A 20,882-nucleotide genomic window follows, 5' to 3' on the forward strand; every position below is an offset into this window, starting at 1 on the left:
GGGTCCGATCGGGCCCGGCAACCCGCCGGGTGTGGTCCTTCGGGTGTCGCCGCGGAGGCGCAGCGCACGCGGGGTGAGGACGGGCGACGCGGGAGGGTCGTCACCGGGGGCCGGACACGGACGTACGGCCCCCGCCGCCTTCGGCAGCCCTCCCGGGCCGCGAGCCGGTGGCGGCGGAGCCCGTCGCCCCCACGGGTCAGCCCAGCGTCACGCCGCGCTCCCGGGCCAGCTCCTCCAGGCCGTACCGGGCCACGTGGTCGGCGTTGCCCAGGTCGATCGTCCGGACGCCGGCGGCGGCCAGCCGCTCGTTGACCTCGTCCAGGTGCTGCCGGACGAGCTGCTTCTCGGCGTCGGTGGTGCGGCCCTTGTGCGGCTTTCCGGCGTGCTCCAGGCTGGCGTAGTTGACCCGCTCCCTGACGCCGGCGGGAGCCGCCTGCACCGGGACGGTCCGGGCCACCCGCTTGGCGCCGCGCAGCACCTCGGCCATCGGGGCCGCCGACGCCAGCCGGTTGAACGCCTCGGCCTCCAGGACGACCGTCTCCGGCTCCTCGGCGTCCGGGTAGTGCAGCTCGACCGTCACCAGGTCGAGCGCCAGCTCCTCCACCGCGCCGAGCTCATCCGCCAGCGCCTCGATCTCGACCGGGCCGTCCTCCAGCTCGGGGTGCTGGCGCACCACGATGCGCACCAGGTCGCCGTCGTCCTCCACGTGCTTGCCGGTCAGGTCCGAGAACCGGATGATCTTCTGGCCCATGTCTGCCTCTCGCGATGACTGTGATCAGCCGAGAGCCTAGCCCGGACCGGCCCGCACCCGGTCGAACTGGCGATCGGTCAGCCGAGCGGCGGGCCGGCCGGGCCGACTGTGCATCGGATCACCTCCCCCGGTGCCCAGCCCGCGACGGCGGGCGCCGCCCGGTGGAACACGAACGCGTCGGAGTCGTCATCGGAGCCGACACCTCCTTCGACACCTGCCACGCCCCGGCGGTCCCGTCACGGCCAGGCTGCGCTCCCCGCTGTCGGTCACGGCCGTGATGCGCGTTCCCCCGGCGGCAGCGAGGATCCCGCCACGGGGTCAGGGCGTGGCGTTCCGCGGTGCTGGCTCCCGGTGGCGGCGGGCCGCGCGGACCGACCCGATGACGGCGTAGCCGAGGCCCACGCCGAGGAGCAGCGCTACGGCCGCGGGCCAGTACGACCACGGGGTGAGGGGCACGTCGGAGGACCCCGTGCTGTCGGCGATCGCCATGGCCATGAACGGACCGGGCAGGGCGAGCGGGGCCCACCACGGATAGCGACCGCGGGGGGCGCGGCGGGTGGCGACGCACCACGCGGTGAACAGCACGGCCGAGGCGAGGGCCCAGACCAGCTCCGCCGTGCCCTCGACGACCCGGCCGTCCGGGTGGTCGACGGTCGGGGCGGAGACGCCGTCGACGCTCACCTCGGTGGCGGTGCGTCCGTCGAGCCCGGTGGTCACCTGGACCGGGTCGCCGTACTGCAGCCCCCAGAGGTGGGCCGGCAGCGCGGCGAAGCGGAGTGTCCGCTGCTCGTCGTCCGACTTCCTGCGCACCGTCAGCTCGGCGCCCGAGCCGCCGTCCGCGTCCGGGACGATCCGAACGGTCCGGTGCGGCTCCACCGCCCGGCACCCGCCCGGATCGACGGGCGGCACGACCGTGCAGGACGGCGCCGAGTCGTAGCGCCGGGCCGCGTCCACGTCGTCGAGCAGCCGGACCGTGAACAGCATGGTCAGGACCGCCGCGACCAGGGCGAGGACGCCCGGCAGGACGCCGCGAAGCCGCCGCGACAGGCGCTCGCGGCTCTCGTCGCCGATCCCGGAAGACCCGCCGGTGTGCTGCTCCCACCGGGCCAGGACCTGGGCGAGCTTCAACGCGAAGTGAGGGTCGGGGAAGACGGGGTTCGAGCTGATACCGGGCAGGGTCCGTCGGCGACCGCTCACCAGGGTGATCCGCACGCTGACGGCTTCCCCGTTCGGGCCGTGCTGCCGGCGCTCCGCAACCCGGCGGATCTCCCGCCACGGGTAGCTGCGCACCCGCCCGAAGCCCCGATGGATCCGGATGCCGTCCTCCCCGACCGCGGTCCAGCTGCGCCGCTGCACGGCCAGGAACGCGGCGAACAGCACGGCGACCACAGCGATGACCGACAGCGCGCCGACCGGCCCGATCCGCAGCACGGCCACCGCGGTCTGGAAGGCGATCACGACCAGGGTCCAGGCCGCCCGGCGCCGATCGGCTTTGAGGTCCCCACCCCTGAAACGAAGTTCGTTCACCGCGGCAGGGTACGCCCGTCCTCCGCCCGAACCCAGGGCTGGGACACCGGCTGATGCCGGCGTCCCGGGAGGGCGGCCCGGCTTCGAGTTCACCCGTGGCCTGCGGACGGGACCGGGCGGGCCCGCCGCGACGCCGGAGCGACCGACGGGCCCGTCGTGAGCCGCGCCCGGGTGTCATCGGGGTACCGGTCGGTCGGCCGCCGCGGCGACGCCGGTGACGAGCGGACCGTCCGCGCTCAGGGAGCGGATGCGCGGTATCGGCGAGGGGAGCAGCCAGAGCAGTGACAGTGCTCCCCCGGCGGCGGCTGTGATCAGAGTGGTCCGGAGACCGATGTGGGTGGCGAGCACGCCTCCGACGACGGCGCCGACGGGGCGTACGCCGTAGTTCACCGTGCTGTAGGCGCCGGCCACCCGGCTGCGCATTCCGTCCGGAATCACCACGGCTTGCAGGGAGTTGAGGTTGACGTCGAACAGCATCACGCCGATCCCGGCGAGGAACTCCGCGACTCCGAGCGCCCCTGCGCGGGCCCAGTCGGGGCCGCTCGCGGTGGCGGCGATGGCGATGGGGGCGGGGAAGAGCACGGCGCCCGCCGCGATGCTGCGCCCCACGCCGATCCGTCGTGAGACCTTCGGGGCCAGCACCGCACCCGTGAGGGCGCCGGTCGATCCGATGCCGAACGCCAGCCCGATGGTCCCGGCGGAGAGGCCGAGCACCCGGTCGGCGAACAGGACGGTCAAGCCGGTGCTCGACACGAAGGTGAAGAAGTTGAGGGTCGTCGCGCAGCCGAGGCTCGCCCGTAGGACCGGGTGACGGACGACGAAGAGCAGCCCCTCTCCGGCCCGTCGCAGCAGCGAAGGTCCTGTCGTCGTACGGGCGGCGTCGGCCGGCTCGTCGACCCGGATCGGCCCGAGCAGGGCGGCCGAGGCCACGAAGGACAGGGCATCGGCGATCAAGGCGACGGGCGCGCTCAGGAGTTGGACGAGGGCGCCGCCCACCGCGGGGCCGACGACGTGGGAGGCGGACCGGCCGGCGCTGAGCTTGCTGTTCGCGTCGACGTAGGACGAGCGTGGCACGAGGTGGGCGAAGAAGGGCGGGTAGGCGGTGTTGAACAGAACGGCGGCGGCGCCGGTCAGCAGTGCCACGGCGTACAGCTGGAGGAGCGTCACGGAGCCCGTGAGGTAGGCGACGGGCACGGTGAGCAGCACGCCCGCGCGGACCAGATCGGCGAGGATCATCAGGCGGCGCTTGTGGAGGCGGTGGTCGACCCAGGCGCCCAGCACGACGGCGAGGAGGTTCGGGGCCCAGACGAGCGCGGTCAACCATGCGACCTGGCCGGCCGAGGCGTGCAGTGCCGCCACGGCGATCAGGGGCAGCGCCAGTTCGGAGATCCGGTCGCCGAACTGCGACACCGACTGCCCCGTCCAGAAGCGGACGAAGCGTCGGTTCCGCCACAGTGATGCCGAAGGGTCCTTGTCCGGTAAGGAGTTCATGCCATGCCGCCCGTCGGGTCGGCTGTCCTGTCGTCCGCCGGTTCGGCTGCCGTGTCGTTCGGCCGGTCGTCGGCCGCCTCCGGCAGGACGTAGCGCAGCAGCCGGACGCTGCGGCTGTCGTTCGGCCGTTGCGCAGGGTCGCGGGTGATGTAGGGCACGAGGACGCGCTCGATCGCGTCCTCGATGGCTGCGAGTTCCTCCGCGGAGACCACGATGCGGGTGTCGGCCAGCCCTGCCGGCTTGCGCCAGACCGGATCGAGTCCGGGTTCGGTTTCGGTCATCCACCGCTGCGGCAGGGTTGCGGAACGGGCGAACATCTCCCGGGACAGCACCCGTGCGGCGGACCGGCCCTCGTCGTCCTCCGGTGTCTCGAACCGGAAGCCCCGCGCCGCGGCCTCCCACCGCCGCTCGCGGCGGTCCGTTCCGGCCTCGGCGTCGCGGACCAGTCCGAAGCCGGCCAGGTGGCGCAGGTGCCAGCTGGTCACGGACGGGGTGGCTCCGACATCCGGTGACAACTGTGTGGCCGTTGCCGGCCCGTGCCGTTGCAGCCGTTCGAGGATCGCAAGCCGTACCGGATGTGCCAGGGCTCGCATGGCCTTCGGGTCGGTGATCTCGATGTCGCCAAGGCGGTTCTCATGCTCCATGGCGTGAGAGTGTTCTCTCATAATACGTGAGAGTCAACTCTCATGAATTGCCCGATGCGTCGAACTCCTCGGACTGTCCGGCCGGTTGACGGGAGGTGAGCCGGCCGCCCGGTACCTCCCAGGTGCCGCCGTCCGGGGTGGCGCCGTGCAGGCCGTCGAGGGTTCCGGGGCCGGTCAGGGCGGGCAGTCGGGGGTCGGCGAGGGAGGCGAACGCGACGGTGCGGGCCGGGTCGAAGCCGGTGGATCGGCGCAGGCGGCGGGCGAGGTGGGCGAAGCCGGGAACGGCGGCCGCGATCACCCAGGCGTCGGGGGTCTGGGCGGTCAGGCGGCGGGCGGGGCGCAGCCAGGAGGCGGCGTCCTCCGGCCAGTCCACCCGGGCGAGGACGGTGCCGCCGCGGGCCTGCCAGGCCTCGGCGAACGCGCTCGCGGCGGCGCGGGAGGCCTCGTCGCGGCCGTGGCCGATCGTCACGGTTCCGACGTGGGGGGGGTGAGTTCCGTCAACAGGCGGATGAGGGAGGCGAGTTCGGCTTCGGTGTGCGGGGTCGCGGGGTGGTGGGGACGTTCCGGCGGGATGTCCATCGGGTGTACTCCTCGGGCAGGCAGACGGCGCAGGGGCGGTACCCGGCGGCGATGGCGGCGGGCTCGTCGGCGAAGAACACCCGGTGCGCGACGTCGTGCCCGCCGGGCGACGGCCCGCCGTGCGGACGGCCCGCCGTGCGGACGGGCAGTCGAGCCGCTCGTAGAGCCGGTTCCGGCGGTGTCCGCCGAGGGTGCCCCGCACGGCCCGGTCCGGTCAGGGTGGAGCCGGGCTGCGGTCGGCTCACCGGGAAGGTGGGGTCGGGTGTGGTCACGAGGCGTCGTGGAAGACGAGGCCGAGGGTGTGGCGTCGGCCGGAGCGGACGGTGCTCACGCCGTGCCGCATCGGTGCGGCCGACCAGCCCCGCTTGGTCGCGACGGGCCGGTCGCGGGTGGTGAACACCAGGCCGCGGCCCTGCGGGAGGGTGGTGGCGGAGCCGCGGGACTGGGCGCGGGGGCGCTGCTCGGTCATGAGGAACTCGCCGCCGGTGAAGTCGGTGCCGGGGGCGTCGAGGCCGATGACGACCTGCAGCGGGAAGAGCATGTCGCCGAACACGTCACGGTGCAGGGCGTTCCAGTCGCCGGGGCCGTAGCGCAGCAGGATCTGCGCGGACCTGGTCTGGCCCGCCGCGTGGCAGCTCGCCAGCCACGCGTCCAGGTCGTCGGGCCAGGGGGCGGAGGTCCGGAGTCTGGCGGCCCAGTCGCGCGCGACGGGCAGCAGGCGGGGGTAGAGGGCTTCGCGCAGTTCCCCGACGAGGGCGGGCAGGTCGTGCGTGAAGTAGCGGTACTGGCCGGAGCCGAAGCGGTGGCGGGCCATGTCCACGGTCGTGCGGAAGCGGTCGGGCCGGTCGTAGAGGGCGGTGACCGCCCGGCACTCGGCCGGGGTGAGGAGCGGGCCGGTGAGGGCGTGGCCGTACTCGTCGAGCTCGCGCGCCAGGGCTGCCCAGTCGGTGCCGTCAGGGCGGGCGGCGTGGCCGGTGCCGTCAGGGTGGGCGGCTGCCGGGGCGGTGTCGGTCATCGGGTCCGTCCTCGCTGGTCGGGAGCGTGTGCTCGCGACGATGCCGCACTCCGCGGACGGACACCGGCGGCATTCGGACGGTGCATTCGGACGGTGCGTGCGGACGGTGCGTTCCGGTGCGCCCGGGCCGACCGCACCCCGGCGGCGCACCGCACCCCGGTGGTGCACCACACCCCGGCGGCGGCGCACCGCACCGCGCCACCGTCGGGGCGGGGACTCAGCCCAGGAGTGTGGCCACCAGCCGGTCGAGTGCCCGGATGTCCTCCGCGGGCAGGGCGCGCAGGGCGTCCGGCGGGGTGGTGAGGATGTCGATGGCGCGGGCGGCCTTCGTCGCGCCCTCCTCGGTGAGGTGGACCAGCTTGGAGCGGCGGTCGGCGGGGTTGGTGATGCGTTCGGCGAGGCCGCGCCGCACCAGGTCGTCCACGATGACGGTGGTGTACGGCGGGTCGGCGCCGAGCCGTTCGGCCAGCTCCCGCAAGGTGATCGGGCCGGCGGCGAGCCGGCGCAGCGCCCTGACCCGGCTGAAGCTCATGCCGAGGGCCTCGGAGACGGCCTTGCGGCGGTCGTAGCGTTCCAGCACGAGCGCGTTCATCCCCTGCCAGACCCGGGCCGCGATCCGGTCGTCGGCCTCGGTGGCTGCGGCGGTCCCGGCGGCCGGGTCGGTCTCGTCGCTCCTGTCGGTCCCGTCGCTCCCGCCGGTCCTGCCGGCTTCCGGGTGCCCGCCGGCGTCAAGGCGCTCCATCAGGCGTCCACCGTCTCCTTCGTCTCCCTGGTCCCCTCACCCGCCTCCTCGGCGGCGAGCCGCTCCGCTGTGCGTTCGGCGGTCGCCCGGGCCCAGCGGCCGGAAGTGAGCGTACCGGTGACCAGTACGGCGGCTCCGCAGCCGGCGATGATCCACCACGCGGTCCGCGCCGTGGCGGTGAACGTCTCGGGGTCGGTGTGGGCGGCGCCGGCGACCAGGGCGCCGATCACGGCCACGCCCAGGGACTGGCCGACCTGCCGGCTGGTGGAGGCGACGGCCGCCGCGACGCCGGCCTGGGAGCGGGGCATCCCGGAGACGGCGGTGTTGGTGATGGGCGCGTTGACCAGGCCGAATCCGGTGCCGAAGAGCAGGAAGGCGAGGACCAGCAGCCAGGTCGGCAGGTGCGTGGAGTAGCCGAGCGCCTGGAGTACGGCGCTCGCGCTCAGGGCCGTTCCGGCGAGTATCAGGGGTGTGCGCGGCCCCCGCGAGGCGACCATGCGTCCGGACAGCGGCGCGGTGAGCAGCGACATGACGGCCATCGGCAGCATGAACAGCCCGGCGTGCAGCGGGTCGAGCCCGCGGACGTCCTGGAGGTAGAGGGAGGTGAGGAAGAGGAAGCCGCCGAGGGCGGCGAAGGCGCCGATCGCGATGACGGTGGCGCCGGCGAACGGCGCGGAGCGGAAGAAGCGCAGGTCGATCAGCGGGTCGGTGCGCCGGGCTTCGTGCCACAGGAGGGCGAGCAGTGCGGCCAGGGCCGCGGCCGTGCAGCCGAGGACGAGGGGCGAGGTCCAGCCGTGGTCCGGCGATTCGATGATCGCGTAGGTGAGTGCGGCGAGCAGGACGATGACGAGCAGCTGGCCGAGCGGGTCCGCCCGGCGGGCGCGGGCGGCCCGGGACTCGGGTATGTAGCGGCCGGTCAGGAAGAGGGCGGCCAGGCCGATCGGGACGTTGATCCAGAAGACCGCCCGCCAGCCGGCCGACTCCACCAGGGCGCCGCCGATGATCGGTCCGGCGGCCATGCTGATGCCCACGACGCCGCTCCACACGCCGATGGCGCGGGCGCGCCGGCGGGAGTCGGTGAAGGTGTTGGTGATGATCGACATGGCGACGGGGTTGAGCATCGACCCGCCGACGGCCTGGAGCATGCGGGCGGCGATCAGCCAGCCGAGCCCGGGGGCGAGGCTGCACAGCAGGGACGCCCCGGTGAAGACGATCAGTCCGATCCGGAAGACCCGGCGGCGGCCGATCCGGTCGGCGGTGGAGCCGGAGAGCATGAGGAACGAGGCCAGCACCAGGGTGTAGGCGTCGACCGTCCACTGGAGTCCGGAGACCGAGGTGTGCAGGTCGCGCCGGACGGCGGGCAGGGCCACGTTCAGGATGGTGATGTCGAGGCTGACGATCAGCAGGCTCATGCAGCAGATGGCGAGCACGAGCCAGGGCCGCGGTCGGGCGGCTTCGGGCATGACGGACGCTCCACAGGTATTTGTGTTGTTGTAATCATTGTGAGAGTACAACTAAATCGGCGATCGACACCAGCCCTTTCGGCGGACCTCGCCCCCGGTGCGCCGGCGGCTCATGTCATCATGTGAAGACATCAATTGGTGACTACGTCGGGGAGAGTGTTCGATCGTGCACGCAGCGGACTTGCGGCAGCGGGCCCTGATGCCCGTCCTGGTGTTCCTCGGCACGGTCGTGGCCGTCATCAGCAGCCTCGGCGCGCCGCTGGTGCCGACGATCGCCGCCGTCGACCACGTCTCCCTCTCCGAGGCGCAGTGGTCACTGACCGTCACCATGCTGGTCGGGGCGGTCGCCACCCCGGTCATGGGACGGCTGGGCGACGGGCCCCGGCGCCGGGCCGTGATGCTCGGCGCCGTCGCCACCGTCCTGGTGGGCAGCGTGCTCGGCGCGCTCCCGCTCGGCTTCGAGTACCTGGTCGTCGGCCGGGCCCTGCAGGGCGTCGGACTCGGCCTGACCCCGCTCGCCATCGCCACCGCCCGTGACTGCCTCGCCGGCGAGCGCGCCCGCTCCGCCGTCGCCCTGCTCTCCATCACCACCGTGGCCGGCGTGGGCCTCGGCTATCCCCTCACCGGACTGCTCGCCCAGTCCTTCGGCCTGCACGCCGGCTTCTGGTTCGGCGCGACCATCAGCGCCGCCGCCCTCGCCGCCGGGGCGCTGGTGCTGCCCGCCGCCGCCGCCGACCGCCGGCCCGCGCCGCTGGACGCGCTCGGCGCCGTCCTGCTCGGCCTCGGCCTCAGCGGCGTGCTGCTCGTCCTCAGCGAGGGGGAGAACTGGGGCTGGACCGCCCCCGGCCTGCTCGCCCTCGCCGTCGGCGCCGTCCTGCTGCTGGCCTGGTGGGTCCACCACGAACTGCGCACCGCCCACCCGCTGGTCGACCTGCGCTCGCTGCGCAACCGCGTGGTGCTCACGGCCGACGTCGCCGGGCTCGTCGCCGGCGTCGGGATGTACCTGCTGATGTCGCTGCTGACGCGGTTCGTGCAGACCCCGAGCTCCGCCGGCTACGGCTTCGGCGCCACGGTCACCGTCGCGGGCCTCGTCCTGCTGCCCTTCTCGGTGACCAGCGTGCTGTCCAGCAAGGTCGTTCCGGTCCTGGCCCGGCGCACCTCCCCGGCGCTGGTGCTCCCCATCGGCTGCGGACTGTCGCTGCTGTCGATGCTGTTCTTCCTGACCGCCCACGACCGGCTCTGGGAAGCGTTCGCGGTGCTGGCGATCGCCGGACTGGGCGTCGGCTGCACCTTCGCCGTGATGCCCGGACTCATCGTCGGCGCGGTGCCCGCCGACCAGACCGGCAGCGCCGTCGCCTTCAACCAGGTGCTGCGCTACGTCGGCTACTCCACCGGCAGCGCGCTCAGCGCCGCCGTGCTGCAGGCCCACACCGCACCCGGACACGTCCTGCCCTCCGGCGACGGCTACCGCGTGGCCACCCTGATCGGCTGCGCGGTGTGGGTACTGGTCGCGGTGATTACCATCGTCCTGCCGCGGCACCGTGCCGCGACCGGCCCCGGCGTGACCGTTCCCGGCGTGACCGCCCCGGGCGTGACAGCCCCCGGCGTGACCACCGCGGCGGGCGGCCGGCCGTCGGGGCGGACCGTGGACGAGGAGCAGCCGGTGAACGAGAGCACGACCGTGGCCACCCCGGGCGGGAGCACCCCGCCGGGACGCGACAGCGGAGCGCGCACGTGACCCGGCCCCCCGACCGGGCACGCCGACGGGACGCGGCCCGCAGCCGCGAGGAACTGCTGAACGCGGCCGGCGAACTCTTCGCCGAACGCGGATTCGAACGCACCACCACCCGGGAGATCGGCGAACGCGCCGGCGTCGACCCGGCCCTGATCGCCCGCTACTTCGGCGGCAAGACCCAGCTCTACCTCGCCACCGTCCAGGCCGAACACGGCGACGAGACCCCCGCCGACCTGCTCGACCCCGAGCGGCTCGGCGACCTGCTCGAACGCTTCCGGCGTCGCACCAGCCCGATCCTGCAGATCGTCATGCTGCCGTCCGACGACGCCTCCGTCCGGGAGGCCGCGCAGGCGCACCTGTACCGGCGGCTGGTCGACCCGCTGCGCGAACGCTTCGAACGCGAAGGCCTCGACCGCCCCGAACTGCGCGCGGAACTCGCCGTCGCGGCGTTCGGCGGCGTGATCCTCGCCCGCTCCGCCGGCGCACTCGACCACCTCGCCGGGGCGCAGCCCGCCGAGGTGATCGACCTGCTCCACGAGCTGCTGAGCGCGGCGGGCGGGCACGCGCCGCCCGCCGACGCACCGCCGTTCGGCGACTGAGGGACGGGACCCGGGGCGCGGCCAGGACCGTCCCGTCGGTCGTCCGGGTCGTTCGGGTCATTCGGGTCATCCGGGCGTCCGCGTCGTCCGGCTACCGAGTCGATCGGTCGCTGAGTCGCTGAGTCGCTGAGTCGCTGAGTCGCTGAGTCGCTGGGTGTTTCCGCAGGTCAGGATGGTGACAGGGACTGAAGTGACTGAGATTCGGGATTGGGTGCGGGTTCTGCCATTGTCCTTCGCCGCTGAGCCTTGACCGGTTGCCACCCGACCTTGACCGACGCCAGTGTGTGCCGGCGAAGTCTGATCGCCGCAGATCACCGGCATCCGGCTGCACAATGCCTCGGCCGGTCCTTCGCCGGCTATTGGCAAGGAGGACAATCGGCCCATGAGCTTTCTGCAGGAGAAGGTGGAGCGGAACGATCTGATCAGAGTGGTGATCACTGGTTCGCCCGCCCCGCAGCAGTTCACCGCGATCGTCGAAGAGGTGTACTCGGCACGGGTCTTCGAGGGCAACGCGGGATCGGAAATCCGGTTCGTCGGCAAACCGACTCACTGGGGCCAGCGGTCACTCGCCGTGGGCCAACGCGCTCTCCTCTTCATCAGCCGTATCTCCGGCAGGTGGTACGAGGACGCCTGGGAGGGCGATCTTCCCATCGAGGAGATCGACGGCTCCGAGTACGCGCTCTACCGGGTCGCTCATGAACGTGTCCTCACCTTCGACGGGCTGTCCGACTCCCTCAGGGCCGGCTGCCGACCGCACCCCACCCTGCCGATCACCACGTGTTTCAACCTCGCCGCGTTGGAGTGTCATCTGAACGGCCTCATCAAGCAGGCCCTGCTGTAGACGAGCGGCCTGCGCGCGGCTCGGACCTGCTCGACCAGTGCGACAGACTGCGGGACGCGCTCGGCGACGACACGCCGCTCCCGGCGGTGGACTGGGCGCGGATCCTGCTGGCGGCGGAGATCGTCTTCGTCAGTGACCTCGTGGGCTCGGGGACCGAGTGGTCCACGACCACGGGGTTCGCCGACGAGGCGACGATCAGGATGCTGAGGTCGATCCAGCGGAAGCTGGGCGGCATCGTCCGTCCCTACTACGGCACGTCCCCGAGCGAGTAGCGGCAGGGGGCGGCGCAGGGCCCCGGCCCGATACCTCCGGCCGTTCGCACCCTCGGGCGTGGCTCTGCGTGCCGGCACCGACAGCGGCACCGGCGCCCGCGCAGGGTGTCCGGGAGCGACTCAGTCGCTCAGTCGCTCGGTGTTTCCGCAGGTCAGGGCGGTGGCAGGGACTGAAGCGACTGAGTTCCGGGATTGGTCCCACGTTCTGCCCGCGTGCTGTTCCGCCGGTGCGCCGGCCCGCCGGGACCTCGCTGCCTCGGACCGCCGCGACGCCCTCGTCGGCCGACGGGCGGCGACCGGCGGGTTCGGTGTCGGTGCCCGGCCGGCCGGGCACCGGGGCCGTCAACGCTCGGGCACGTCGTCACCCGATCCGGGAGCCCCGTGGCCATCGGCCGCCCCCGGGCGCGGAAGCCCGCGCCGCCCGTGCCGGTGGTGGGCGTCGGGGAGCCGGGAGCGGGGGGAGTCCGTCGCCCGTCACCCGATCGGTGGGTGCCCGTATCCGAGTGCCCGTCGGCCGCGTTGGTACGGCACCAGTCGGTAGGCCGGCATACGACTGCTCTGGTACCACCCGACGACGACAGCGGCAGAAGAGGGCGGCATGCTCCAGATCTCAGTCGAGGACTCCGAGATCGGCCCCGGCGAGGCCCACCGGTGGCACCTGGTCCCCCTGACCGGCGCCGACGGGCCCGCCCCGCGCCGGATGACCGGTTACAACCAGGCGAAACATTTCACCGTCGCCCAGCACGCGCAGAGCGTCGACGAACCGATCCGCTCCTACGTGGCGTCCAGCTTCGAACTCACCGGCCGGGTGGACCTGGACGCGCTGGCCGCCGCGCTGCTCCACCTGGTGCGGCGTCACGAGGTGCTCCGGGCGGTCTACCAGCCGCTGGGCGGGGACCTGGGCTGCGAGGTCCTCGACGCCGAGGAGGTGGCCGTCAAGCACGTCTACGCCGGCCCGCTGGAGACGCCCGAGGAGGTCACCCGCCACCTCCAGGAGGCGTTCGGGGAGGTGGACACGCTCTCCTGGCCGCTGATCACGATGGGCGCGGTGGTGCGCGCGGAGTCGACCACCGTCTGGTTCTCCTGCGACCACCTGGTCACCGACGGCCTCTCCAGCGCGATCGCCGTCAACGACATCGCCACGGCCTACCGGAGCCTCACGGCCGCCGACACCGGGCGCGGTGACGCCGACAGCGGTGACACCGGGCGCGCCGACGCCGACAGCCGTGACACCGGGAGCGGCGAAACCCCCGCCGCGCCCCGGCAGCCGGGCAGCTACCTGGAGTTCAGCCGCGCCCAGCGCCGGGCCAACCGGGCGATGCGCGCCGACGACGCGCGGCTGGACTACTGGCGGGCGTTCCGCGACCGCAACGGCGGCCTCTTCCCGGCCTTCCCGCTCGACCTCGGGGTCCGGCCCGGCCGGCTGTACGCGCCGGTCGCGAGCACCGAACGGCTGCTGACGGCCCGGCAGATCGAGGAGTTCGGCGCAGCCTGCCGGGCCCGCGGCGGGCGGCTGTCCATGGGGCTGCTCGCCGGCCTGGCGATCGCCCTGCGGCAGGAGGGCGGGCCCGCGGTGTACCGCGGGCTGGTGCCGGTCAACGAGCGCGGCCGGGGCGACTACGCGGAGTCGATGGGGTGGTTCATCAACACCCTGCCGATCGAGTTCCCGGTCGGGCCGCAGGCGGGTTTCGGCGAGGTGCTGGCCGCCGCGCAGGACGCCTACGGGCAGATGCAGGCCCACGCCGGGGTGCACTTCGTGAAGGCGTGGCGGCTGCTCGCCCCCGCCGAGTACGCGCGGCTGCACTACTGGCCGCACGCGGTGAACTTCTTCTCCTACATCGACTTCCGCCGGCTGCCCGGTGCCGGGCAGCACACCGCGCAGCGGGCCCGGCTGCACGTCTGGGTCTCCGGCTGCAACGGCGTCCTGCACTGGCTGCACCGCACCGACGAGGGCCTGTTCGTCAACACCATCCACGTCGACACCGCGCAGGCCCGGACCACCAACCGGGCGCTGCTCGACGGCTTCACCCGCTGCCTCACCGAGGCCTCCTGACGCCTCCGGCCGCTGCGACGACCGGCCGCTGAAACCTTCCGCCAGTGCCGCTCCGGCGCAGGCGCAGGCGCAGGCGCAGGCGCAGGCGCCGGGTCCGGCGTCCCGTCCCATCCTGGGCCGGCCCGGCGGCTACGCGCCGAGGTGGTGCAGGACGGCCAGGACGCGGCGGTTGTGGTCGGTGGTACGCGGCAGGTCCAGCTTGTCGAAGACGGCGTTGAGGTTCTTCTCCACCGCGCTCAGCGAGATGTGCAGCCGCTGCGCGACGGCGGTGTTCGTCCAGCCCTCGGCGAGCGCCTCCAGGACGCTGCGCTCCCGCGGGGTGAGCCGGGCCAGCGGGTCGACGCGGGTGGTGTGCACCACCAGCCGGCGGACCACCTCCGGGTCGATCGCCGTGCCGCCCGCCGCGACCCGCTCCAGGGCGTCCAGGAACTCCTCGACCTCGGCGACCCGGTCCTTCAGCAGGTAGCCGACCCGCTCCGCGCCCGCCTCCAACAGCCGGGCCGCGTAACCGCGTTCGACGTGCTGGGACAGCACCAGCACGCCCACCTCCGGCCACTGCTCGCGGATCTGCACCGCCGCCCGCAGCCCCTCGTCGGTGTGCGTCGGCGGCATCCGGATGTCCACCACCACGACGTCCGGGGGCTGTTCGGCCACGGCCGCGGTCAGCGACGTCGCGTCGCCGACTGCGGCCAGCACCTCGTGCCCCTCCTCGGCGAGCAGCCGGACCAGCCCCTCCCGCAGCAGGGTCGAGTCCTCGGCGAGGGTCACGCGCATGGCAGCTCCGCGGTGATGACGGTCGGGCCCCCGGCGGGGCTGTGGACGTGGAGGGTGCCGTCCAGTGCGGCGACCCGACCGCGCAGCCCGGTCAGGCCGCTGCCCGCCGGGTCCGCGCCGCCGTCGCCGTCGTCCTCGACCCGGACGGTGAGCAGCGGGCCCGCCCCGTACAGCCGGGCCGAGACCGCCGAGGCGCCGGAGTGCTTGGCGGCGTTGGTGACGCACTCGGACACCACGAAGTAGGCTGCTGTGCGCACCGGTTCGGGCAGGGGGGCGGGCACCTCGTAGTGCAGCCGCAGTGGGATGGCGCACCGCTCGGCGACCCCGCCCAGCGCCTCCTCCAGCCCCAGGGTGTCCAGCGCCGACGGGTAGGCCCGCCAGGCGACCTCGCGCAGCTCGGTCAGCACCTCCCGCGCCTCCCGGTGCGCCTGGTGCAGCAGTTCCCCGGTCCGCTCCGGGTCCCGGCCGCGCCGGGCCCGTCCGAGCAGCATCGCCAGCGCCACCACCCGCTGCTGGACGCCGTCGTGCAGGTCCCGCTCGATCCGCCGCCGTTCCGCGTCCACCGCCCGCACCACCGCGGCCCGGCTGTCGGCGAGTTCGGCGATCCGGCGGCGCAGCAGCTCCGCCTCGGACGGCCCGAAGCACTCCCGCGCCGTCCGGGCGTCCAGCGCGGCGAGCGAGAACAGGCCCTGCACGGCGAGGAACAGCAGCACCCCGCCGAGCAGCACCTGGGTCGCCAGTTCCTCCCAGCCGAGCGAGCCGCGCGCCACCCCGCCGGCCAGCAGCACGGCCAGCCCCGCGCCGAACACCAGCAGGCCCAGGACGACCCCGGTGAGCAGCCCGGTGCCGCTGCGCACCGCGAGGTAGCGCAGCAGCCTGCGGTCGTCCGCGCGGTAGTGCCGGGGGAAGCGGTCCCCGAAGAACGCGCCGCGCCGGGCCCGTTCCAGGCCGGAAAGGCGGCGCACCCCGGAGAGCAGGCTCCGCTCCGCGTACGGGCGGGTGCGCGGCCAGAGCAGGAAGGGGCCGAGGGCGACGCCGGCGGACAGCAGGTACAGCGCGGCGAGTGCGGCGCTCGGGCAGCCGAGCAGCATTCCGGTGGCGCGGCGCTGCCATGACGCGGTGTCTGTTCCGTCCCCCTGCACGGGGTCCGAGTCTACGGGCCCGGCCGGTGGGTCCGTCGGGCTGCTCGTCGGACTGGGCAAGCGACTCGGCAGAAGGCCGGGCAACGGATCGGTCAACGGGCGCGGCGGTGCTGGGCGGTGGTGTGACGCCCGCGCCACCGCAGCACGACGTACCCGGCCACGGCCACCAGGACGACCACCAGGACCGCCTTCGAGAACAGGCCGACGTACGTCTCCACCGCGTCCCAGCGGTCCCCGAGCAGGAAGCCGGCCATCACCAGCACGCTGTTCCAGACCAGGCTGCCGAGCGTGGTCAGCATGACGAACGCGGGCAGCGGCATCCGCTCGACCCCGGCCGGGACGGAGATCAGGCTGCGGAAGATCGGCACCATCCGGCCCAGCAGCACCGCCTTCGTCCCGTGCCGGGCGAACCACGCCTCGGTGCGCTCCAGGTCGGTGGCCTTGACCAGTGGCAGCCGGGCCCAGATCGCGTGCATCCGCTCCCGGCCGAACAGGGCGCCCAGCCAGTAGAGGACGACGGCGCCGGCGACCGAGCCGAGGGTGCTCCAGGTCAGGGCGGAGGCGAGGCTGATCACGCCCTGTCCGGCGGCGAAGCCCGTCAGCGGCAGGATCACCTCGCTGGGCAGCGGTGGGAACAGGTTCTCCAGGGCGATCGCCAGGCCGGCGCCGGGGCCGCCCAGGGTGTCGACCAGGTGGGCGGCCCACCCGGCGAACCCGTCGGCGGGCTGTGCGGCGGCGAGGACGGCGTGGGGCATGACGGGCTCCCTGACGGTTGTGTCGGAGCGCTGCTGCGCTCAGGTACCGTCCACGCTAGAAACCGCTGGTCAGCGGCGGTATGCGGGTTTCCGGCGAACCGTCTGCGGGTTTCCGCACCCCGTGCCCTGCGGTTTCCCGCAGGGGACGGGCGGGGTGTCAGCTGGGGCGGGGGGTGGCCAGCGTGCCGTTGACGACGACCCGGAACATCCAGGCCAGCCGGTCCTCGGGCGCCCCGGACACCAGGTCGTCGCCGAGGGCGGCGATCCTCGGGTGGGTGGCGGCGGGGGCCGCGCGCAGGGCTTCGCCGAGTGCGTGGTGCTCCGCCTCGGCCTCGGGGTCGGCGTCCCGGGCGGACTGCTCGGCGGCGGTCGCGGTGGCGGTCAGCAGCAGGACGTCCACGCCCCAGGCCGCCTGGGCGTCCGGCACGCCGCCCTCCTGGAGCAGGGTGAGGAGTGCCTCGACGAGGGCCAGGTAGTGGGGACCGGACGGCCGGGCCACCAGGGCGGCGTGGGCGAGCGCCGGGTGCCGGAACAGCACCGCGGTGCAGGAGTCGAGGACCTGCGCCAGCCGCTCGCGCCAGTCCCCGGCCGCCGTCACCGGGGAGAGGTCGACCTGGCCGAGGTACTCCTCCAGGATCGCGGCGTGCAGTTCCGCGGTGTTTGCCACGTACACGTAGAGCGAGGCCGGCCCGGTGTCCAGCTCCTGCGCCAGCCGGCGCATCGTCACTCGCTGCAGCCCCTCCGCCTCCAGGATCCGGACCGCGGCGGCGACGATCGCCCGGTGGCTCAGCGCGGGCTTGGCCGGCCGCTCGCGGCGGCTGCGCGGGTGCGCGGGGGAGGGGGCCGGGGAGGGGGCGGCGGAGGGGGTGGCGGAGGGCGAACCGGTCATGCCCGACAGCGTAGCGATCGTGTTCGTGACGAACTAGTTCGCGGGTGCAGGTGCAGGTGCAGGTGCGGGTGCGGGTGCGGGTGCGGCGGTAGGCGTGGTGGTGGGCGTGGTGGTGGGCGTGGCGGTAGGTGTGGGCTCGGGCGCGGGGCCGGCGAACAGCTCCGCCAGACCCCGCAGGCCGTCCGGCCCGAACATCAGCTGCAGGCTCGCCGCGGATTCGGCGGCCGATACCTCGGAGCGCGGGAACAGCGCGTCCTCGTAGGCGGCCAGGGCGGCTTCCGGGTCGCCCGGGTGGCGGGCGAGGGCCAGGCCCAGTTCGGCCCCGTCGAGCATGGCGAGGTTGGCGCCCTCCCCGGCGAACGGGGACATCAGGTGTGCGGCGTCGCCGAGCAGGGTCACCCCGGGTACGCGCTCCCAGCGGTGGCCGACCGGCAGGGCGTGGATCCGGCGCGGCACCAGGGCGCCGTCGGCGTCGGCGACCAAGGCGCGCAGGTCGTCGGCCCAACCGTCGAAGTGGGCGAGCACGGCCGCCTTGGTGGCGGTGCGGTCCTCGGCGTCGACGGAGTCCAGCCACTCCTCACCCACCCGCAGGGCGGTGTAGACGTGGATGCTCCGGTCGCCCTCGCGGTGCGCGAGGAAGCCGCGGTCCTCGGCGACGGAGAGGAAGAACCCGCCGCCCACCAGGGCGGCCACCGCCGGGTGTCGGGTGTCGACCTCGTGCAGGTCGGCCTCCAGGAAGGAGATGCCGGTGTAGACGGGCCGCGCCCGGGACAGCAGCGGCCGGATCCGCGACCACGCGCCGTCCGCGCCGACCAGCAGGTCGGTGGTGATCGCCGTCCCGTCCGCGAAGGCGACCTCGTGCCGGCCGTCGCCGAGCGCCCGGACGCCGACCGCTTTGCGCCCCCAGTGGACGGTGCCGGCGGGCAGTGAGCCCAGCAGCAGCGCCCGCAGGTCGCCGCGGTCGACCTCGGGGCGGCCGCCGGTGCCGTCGTCCTCCTGCTCCAGCCGGACGACGCCGTCCGGCCCGACCAGCCGCACCGCCTCGCCGCCCTCGTGGACCAGCTGCCGGAACCGCTCGTGCAGCCCGGCGGCCCGCAGCGCCTGCTGGCCGGAGTCCTCGTGGATGTCGAGCAGGCCGCCCTGGGTGCGGGCCTCGGGGGAGGGCTCCAGGTCGAAGACGGCGGCCGGGACGCCGTGGACGTGCAGGACGCGGGCGAGGGTGAGGCCGCCGAGCCCGGCTCCGATGACGGCGACGGGGTGGTGCTGGGTGCTCATGGTTCGCTCCTCGTGGTGCTCGGGGGTCGGGCCGGTTCTCCCCTCACGGTAACGAACATGTTCGTAACGAACAAGTTCGTTCGGCGCATGTCCGGGCCGTGACGGCGCGGGGCGGGCGCGTAGGGTGCCGGGATGATGACGATGCCGGAGGAGTTCGCGCGCAGCACCGTCGAACGTGAGGGGGAGGCCGGGGCGCGGTGGATCGCGGCGTTGCCCGGGACCGTGGAGGACTTGCTGGGGAGCTGGGCCTGCGTGCCGGACGGCGAGGTCATGCACGGGGGCGTCGGTGTCGTCGTCCCGGTGCGCCGGCGGGGCGGGGAGAGCGCCGTGCTGAAGGTGTCGTTCCCACACCCGGGGAACGTCCACGAGCCGGACGCGTTCGTGGCGTGGGCCGGGCGCGGCGCCGTCCTGATGCACGAACGCGACGACGAGCGGTACGCGATGCTGCTGGAGCGGGCGGAGCCCGTGACCCTGGCGGAGGTCGAGGACGGCGACGAGCTGGTGGCGGTCGCCGGGCGGCTCAACCGCCGCCTGGCCGTCCCCGCGCCGCCCGGCCTGCCCCGGCTGCGCGATCAGGCCGCGGCATGGGAGGAGCAACTGCGCGCGGACGCCGAGGCGTTGGCGCACCCCTTGCCGGGCCGCGTGCTGGACGCGGCGGTGGCGACCGTCCGGGAACTGGGCCGGACCCAGCCGGACACCCTCGTCCACGGTGACCTCCACGCGCGGAACATCCTGCGCGCCGGCCGCGAACCGTGGCTCGCCGTCGACCCCAAGGGGTACGCCGGGGATCCCGCCTACGACGGCGGCACCCTGCTGAAGTCCCGCGCGCTGACGCTCCTCGACGCGGACGACCCGCGCAGGGCCGTCCACCGCATCTTGGACGTGTTCGCCGAGACGGCCGAACTCGACCGCGAACGGGTCCAGCGGTGGGCCCAGTTCCATGCCGTCCAGGCGGCGTTCTGGGGTCGCCGCCACGGCTTCCGCGTCGCCCGCAGCGGACCGCGACTGGACTGGCTCACCCGATTCGCGGACCGGTTGGCGGAGTTGCTCACCGGGCGGTAGTCCGCGGGGCAGTGCCGGCCCGCCCGCCGTCGGCCCGCCCGCCGTCGGGTCGGGCGACGTCAGGTCCGGCGGGCGTGGGAGGCGAGGCGGTCGGCGAACGCGGCGACGAGGGTGCGCAGTTCCTCGGGGCGTTCGATGACGAAGGGACGGTCGATGGCGGCGAGGACCGGCGGCAGCCAGTCGAGCCGCTCGGCCCGCAGCGCGACGCGCGTCCAGCCCTCGGTCGTACCGTCGCCGCCCGCTCCCGTTCCCGTTCCCGTCCTGGCCCCCGCCCCAGCTCCTGGTTCCGCCCGTGGTCCCGGTTCGGGCGCGGGTTCGGAATCCTCCAGGGTCGCGACGCTCCCGGGGAGGTGGACGCGGATCCGCTCGGCCGTGGCCCGGATCCGCACCACCACCTCGTGCCGGTACCCGGCCGTGGCGAACCCCGAGAGCACCCGCTCGGCCGGGTCCGGTCCGGCGGGTGCGTCGAAGGTGCCCGGCTGGGCCCGGGCGCCCGTGATGCGGTCGAGCCGGAAGGTCCGGTCCTCGCCGATCCCTGGGTCCTCGCCGGTGACGTACCACCGGCCGCCGTGGGCGACGATGCCGTACGGGTGCAGCGTGCGTTCGGTGGTGCTGCCGTTGCGGTCGGTGTACCGGACGGCGACGGGGCGGCGGTGGCGCACCGCGTCGGCGAGGGTGAGCAGGACCTCGGCCTCCGGCGCGACGGCGGTGTCGGGCCGGTCGGGGTGGCCGGTCAGGTCGGGGCGGCCGGCCCGGTCGGTCAGGTCGGTCCGACCGGTGAAGGAGAGGGAGTCCAGCAGGGCGTCGAGGCGGCGGGCGACGTGCCGGGGCAGCACCCGCCGGATCTTGGCCGCCGCGGTCTCGGCCGCCGTGCGCTGGGCGGTCGCCAGACCCGTCCGGGGGCCGGCGACCAGTCCGAGCAGCACGGCCAGCGCCTCGTCGTCGTCGAGCATCAGCGGGGGCAGGCGGTACCCGGGGGAGAGCCGGTAGCCGCCGTACCGGCCGCGCACCGACTCCACGGGCACGTCGAGGTCGATCAGGTGGCCCACGTAGCGCCGCACGGTGCGCCCGTCGACGCCGAGGCGGTCGGCGAGTTCGGCGACGGTTCGGGTACCGCCCGCCTGCAGCAGTTCCAGGAGGGTCAGCACGCGGCCGGTGGGTCGGGACACGGTTCACAGCCTAGGGCGAATAGTGGACCGGTTCTGTCCACTATTCCTCCTAGTCTGCGGAGCGCACGGCCGCACCGGCTGCGGTCGGCTCCGCACACCCGAGG

The 20,882-nt window shown here is 74.2% G+C and carries 20 protein-coding genes; 6 read left to right on the plus strand and 14 right to left on the minus strand.

Annotated elements, in window-relative coordinates; translation table 11 throughout:
• Window positions 1-196 precede the first annotated feature (196 nt).
• From ACFV04_RS10915 to ACFV04_RS10950, 8 genes are all read right to left on the minus strand, one after another.
• The gene (locus ACFV04_RS10915; RefSeq protein ID WP_380334635.1) at window positions 197-751 is read right to left on the minus strand and encodes a hypothetical protein; all 555 of its coding nucleotides are present in this window, start codon (window positions 749-751) and stop codon (window positions 197-199) included.
• Window positions 752-1,069: 318 nt separating this feature from the next.
• Complete coding sequence (locus ACFV04_RS10920) at window positions 1,070-2,278, minus strand: hypothetical protein (protein ID WP_380528370.1); 1,209 nt, start codon at window positions 2,276-2,278, stop codon at window positions 1,070-1,072.
• Window positions 2,279-2,452: 174 nt separating this feature from the next.
• Complete coding sequence (locus ACFV04_RS10925) at window positions 2,453-3,769, minus strand: MFS transporter (protein WP_380528372.1); 1,317 nt, start codon at window positions 3,767-3,769, stop codon at window positions 2,453-2,455.
• A complete protein-coding gene (locus tag ACFV04_RS10930; RefSeq protein ID WP_380528374.1) occupies window positions 3,766-4,413 on the minus strand; it encodes an ArsR/SmtB family transcription factor in 648 nt (215 codons plus the stop codon). The genes ACFV04_RS10925 and ACFV04_RS10930 overlap by 4 nt, the downstream gene beginning before the upstream one ends.
• 40 nt (window positions 4,414-4,453) lie before the next feature.
• Window positions 4,454-4,882 carry an ABC transporter substrate-binding protein gene (locus tag ACFV04_RS10935; RefSeq protein ID WP_380528376.1) on the minus strand — a complete coding sequence of 143 codons (429 nt, stop codon included), beginning with the start codon at window positions 4,880-4,882 and terminating at the stop codon, window positions 4,454-4,456.
• A gap of 378 nt (window positions 4,883-5,260) precedes the next feature.
• The gene (locus ACFV04_RS10940) at window positions 5,261-6,007 is read right to left on the minus strand and encodes a 2OG-Fe(II) oxygenase (protein ID WP_380528377.1); all 747 of its coding nucleotides are present in this window, start codon (window positions 6,005-6,007) and stop codon (window positions 5,261-5,263) included.
• A 217-nt stretch (window positions 6,008-6,224) separates the two neighbouring features.
• Complete coding sequence (locus ACFV04_RS10945; protein WP_380528379.1) at window positions 6,225-6,749, minus strand: MarR family winged helix-turn-helix transcriptional regulator; 525 nt, start codon at window positions 6,747-6,749, stop codon at window positions 6,225-6,227.
• Window positions 6,749-8,212 carry an MFS transporter gene (locus ACFV04_RS10950; RefSeq protein ID WP_380528381.1) on the minus strand — a complete coding sequence of 488 codons (1,464 nt, stop codon included), beginning with the start codon at window positions 8,210-8,212 and terminating at the stop codon, window positions 6,749-6,751. Before ACFV04_RS10950 ends, ACFV04_RS10945 begins: the two co-directional genes overlap by 1 nt.
• A gap of 166 nt (window positions 8,213-8,378) precedes the next feature.
• Between ACFV04_RS10950 and ACFV04_RS10955 the strand changes: the two genes are divergently transcribed.
• The 5 genes from ACFV04_RS10955 (at window position 8,379) to ACFV04_RS10975 (ending at window position 13,712) form a co-directional block, all read left to right on the plus strand.
• Window positions 8,379-9,950: an MFS transporter gene (locus tag ACFV04_RS10955; RefSeq protein WP_380528383.1), complete on the plus strand. Its 1,572-nt coding sequence runs from the start codon at window positions 8,379-8,381 to the stop codon at window positions 9,948-9,950.
• Window positions 9,947-10,546 carry a TetR/AcrR family transcriptional regulator gene (locus tag ACFV04_RS10960; protein WP_380334665.1) on the plus strand — a complete coding sequence of 200 codons (600 nt, stop codon included), beginning with the start codon at window positions 9,947-9,949 and terminating at the stop codon, window positions 10,544-10,546. The genes ACFV04_RS10955 and ACFV04_RS10960 overlap by 4 nt, the downstream gene beginning before the upstream one ends.
• Window positions 10,547-10,928: 382 nt before the next feature.
• Window positions 10,929-11,387 (plus strand): hypothetical protein, encoded by a 459-nt coding sequence (locus ACFV04_RS10965; protein WP_380528385.1) that lies wholly within the window; start codon window positions 10,929-10,931, stop codon window positions 11,385-11,387.
• 86 nt (window positions 11,388-11,473) lie between these two features.
• Window positions 11,474-11,659: a hypothetical protein gene (locus ACFV04_RS10970; RefSeq protein ID WP_380528387.1), complete on the plus strand. Its 186-nt coding sequence runs from the start codon at window positions 11,474-11,476 to the stop codon at window positions 11,657-11,659.
• 598 nt (window positions 11,660-12,257) lie between these two features.
• The gene (locus ACFV04_RS10975) at window positions 12,258-13,712 is read left to right on the plus strand and encodes a condensation domain-containing protein (protein WP_380528388.1); all 1,455 of its coding nucleotides are present in this window, start codon (window positions 12,258-12,260) and stop codon (window positions 13,710-13,712) included.
• 129 nt (window positions 13,713-13,841) lie between these two features.
• Here the strand turns inward: ACFV04_RS10975 and ACFV04_RS10980 are convergent, their stop codons facing one another.
• From ACFV04_RS10980 to ACFV04_RS11000, 5 genes are all read right to left on the minus strand, one after another.
• Window positions 13,842-14,486, minus strand: a complete 645-nt coding sequence (locus tag ACFV04_RS10980) for a response regulator transcription factor (RefSeq protein WP_360256103.1) — start codon at window positions 14,484-14,486, stop codon at window positions 13,842-13,844.
• The gene (locus ACFV04_RS10985; RefSeq protein ID WP_380334676.1) at window positions 14,477-15,628 is read right to left on the minus strand and encodes a sensor histidine kinase; all 1,152 of its coding nucleotides are present in this window, start codon (window positions 15,626-15,628) and stop codon (window positions 14,477-14,479) included. The genes ACFV04_RS10980 and ACFV04_RS10985 overlap by 10 nt, the downstream gene beginning before the upstream one ends.
• Before the next feature lie 92 nt (window positions 15,629-15,720).
• Window positions 15,721-16,383 carry a DedA family protein gene (locus tag ACFV04_RS10990; RefSeq protein WP_380528390.1) on the minus strand — a complete coding sequence of 221 codons (663 nt, stop codon included), beginning with the start codon at window positions 16,381-16,383 and terminating at the stop codon, window positions 15,721-15,723.
• 157 nt (window positions 16,384-16,540) lie between these two features.
• A complete protein-coding gene (locus ACFV04_RS10995) occupies window positions 16,541-17,272 on the minus strand; it encodes a TetR/AcrR family transcriptional regulator (protein ID WP_380334682.1) in 732 nt (243 codons plus the stop codon).
• 33 nt (window positions 17,273-17,305) lie between these two features.
• A complete protein-coding gene (locus ACFV04_RS11000; RefSeq protein ID WP_380528392.1) occupies window positions 17,306-18,547 on the minus strand; it encodes an FAD-dependent oxidoreductase in 1,242 nt (413 codons plus the stop codon).
• Between the two features lie 132 nt (window positions 18,548-18,679).
• On the opposite strand from ACFV04_RS11000, the gene ACFV04_RS11005 reads away from it, so the two are divergent.
• The gene (locus ACFV04_RS11005; protein WP_380528394.1) at window positions 18,680-19,609 is read left to right on the plus strand and encodes an aminoglycoside phosphotransferase family protein; all 930 of its coding nucleotides are present in this window, start codon (window positions 18,680-18,682) and stop codon (window positions 19,607-19,609) included.
• Between the two features lie 59 nt (window positions 19,610-19,668).
• Here the strand turns inward: ACFV04_RS11005 and ACFV04_RS11010 are convergent, their stop codons facing one another.
• On the minus strand, window positions 19,669-20,778 hold the full coding sequence (locus tag ACFV04_RS11010) for a helix-turn-helix transcriptional regulator (protein WP_380528395.1): 1,110 nt from the start codon (window positions 20,776-20,778) through the stop codon (window positions 19,669-19,671).
• Window positions 20,779-20,882 lie beyond the last annotated feature (104 nt).

Source organism: Kitasatospora sp. NPDC059599 (assembly GCF_042735125.1).
In the GTDB taxonomy this organism is placed as follows: Bacteria; Actinomycetota; Actinomycetes; order Streptomycetales; family Streptomycetaceae; genus Kitasatospora.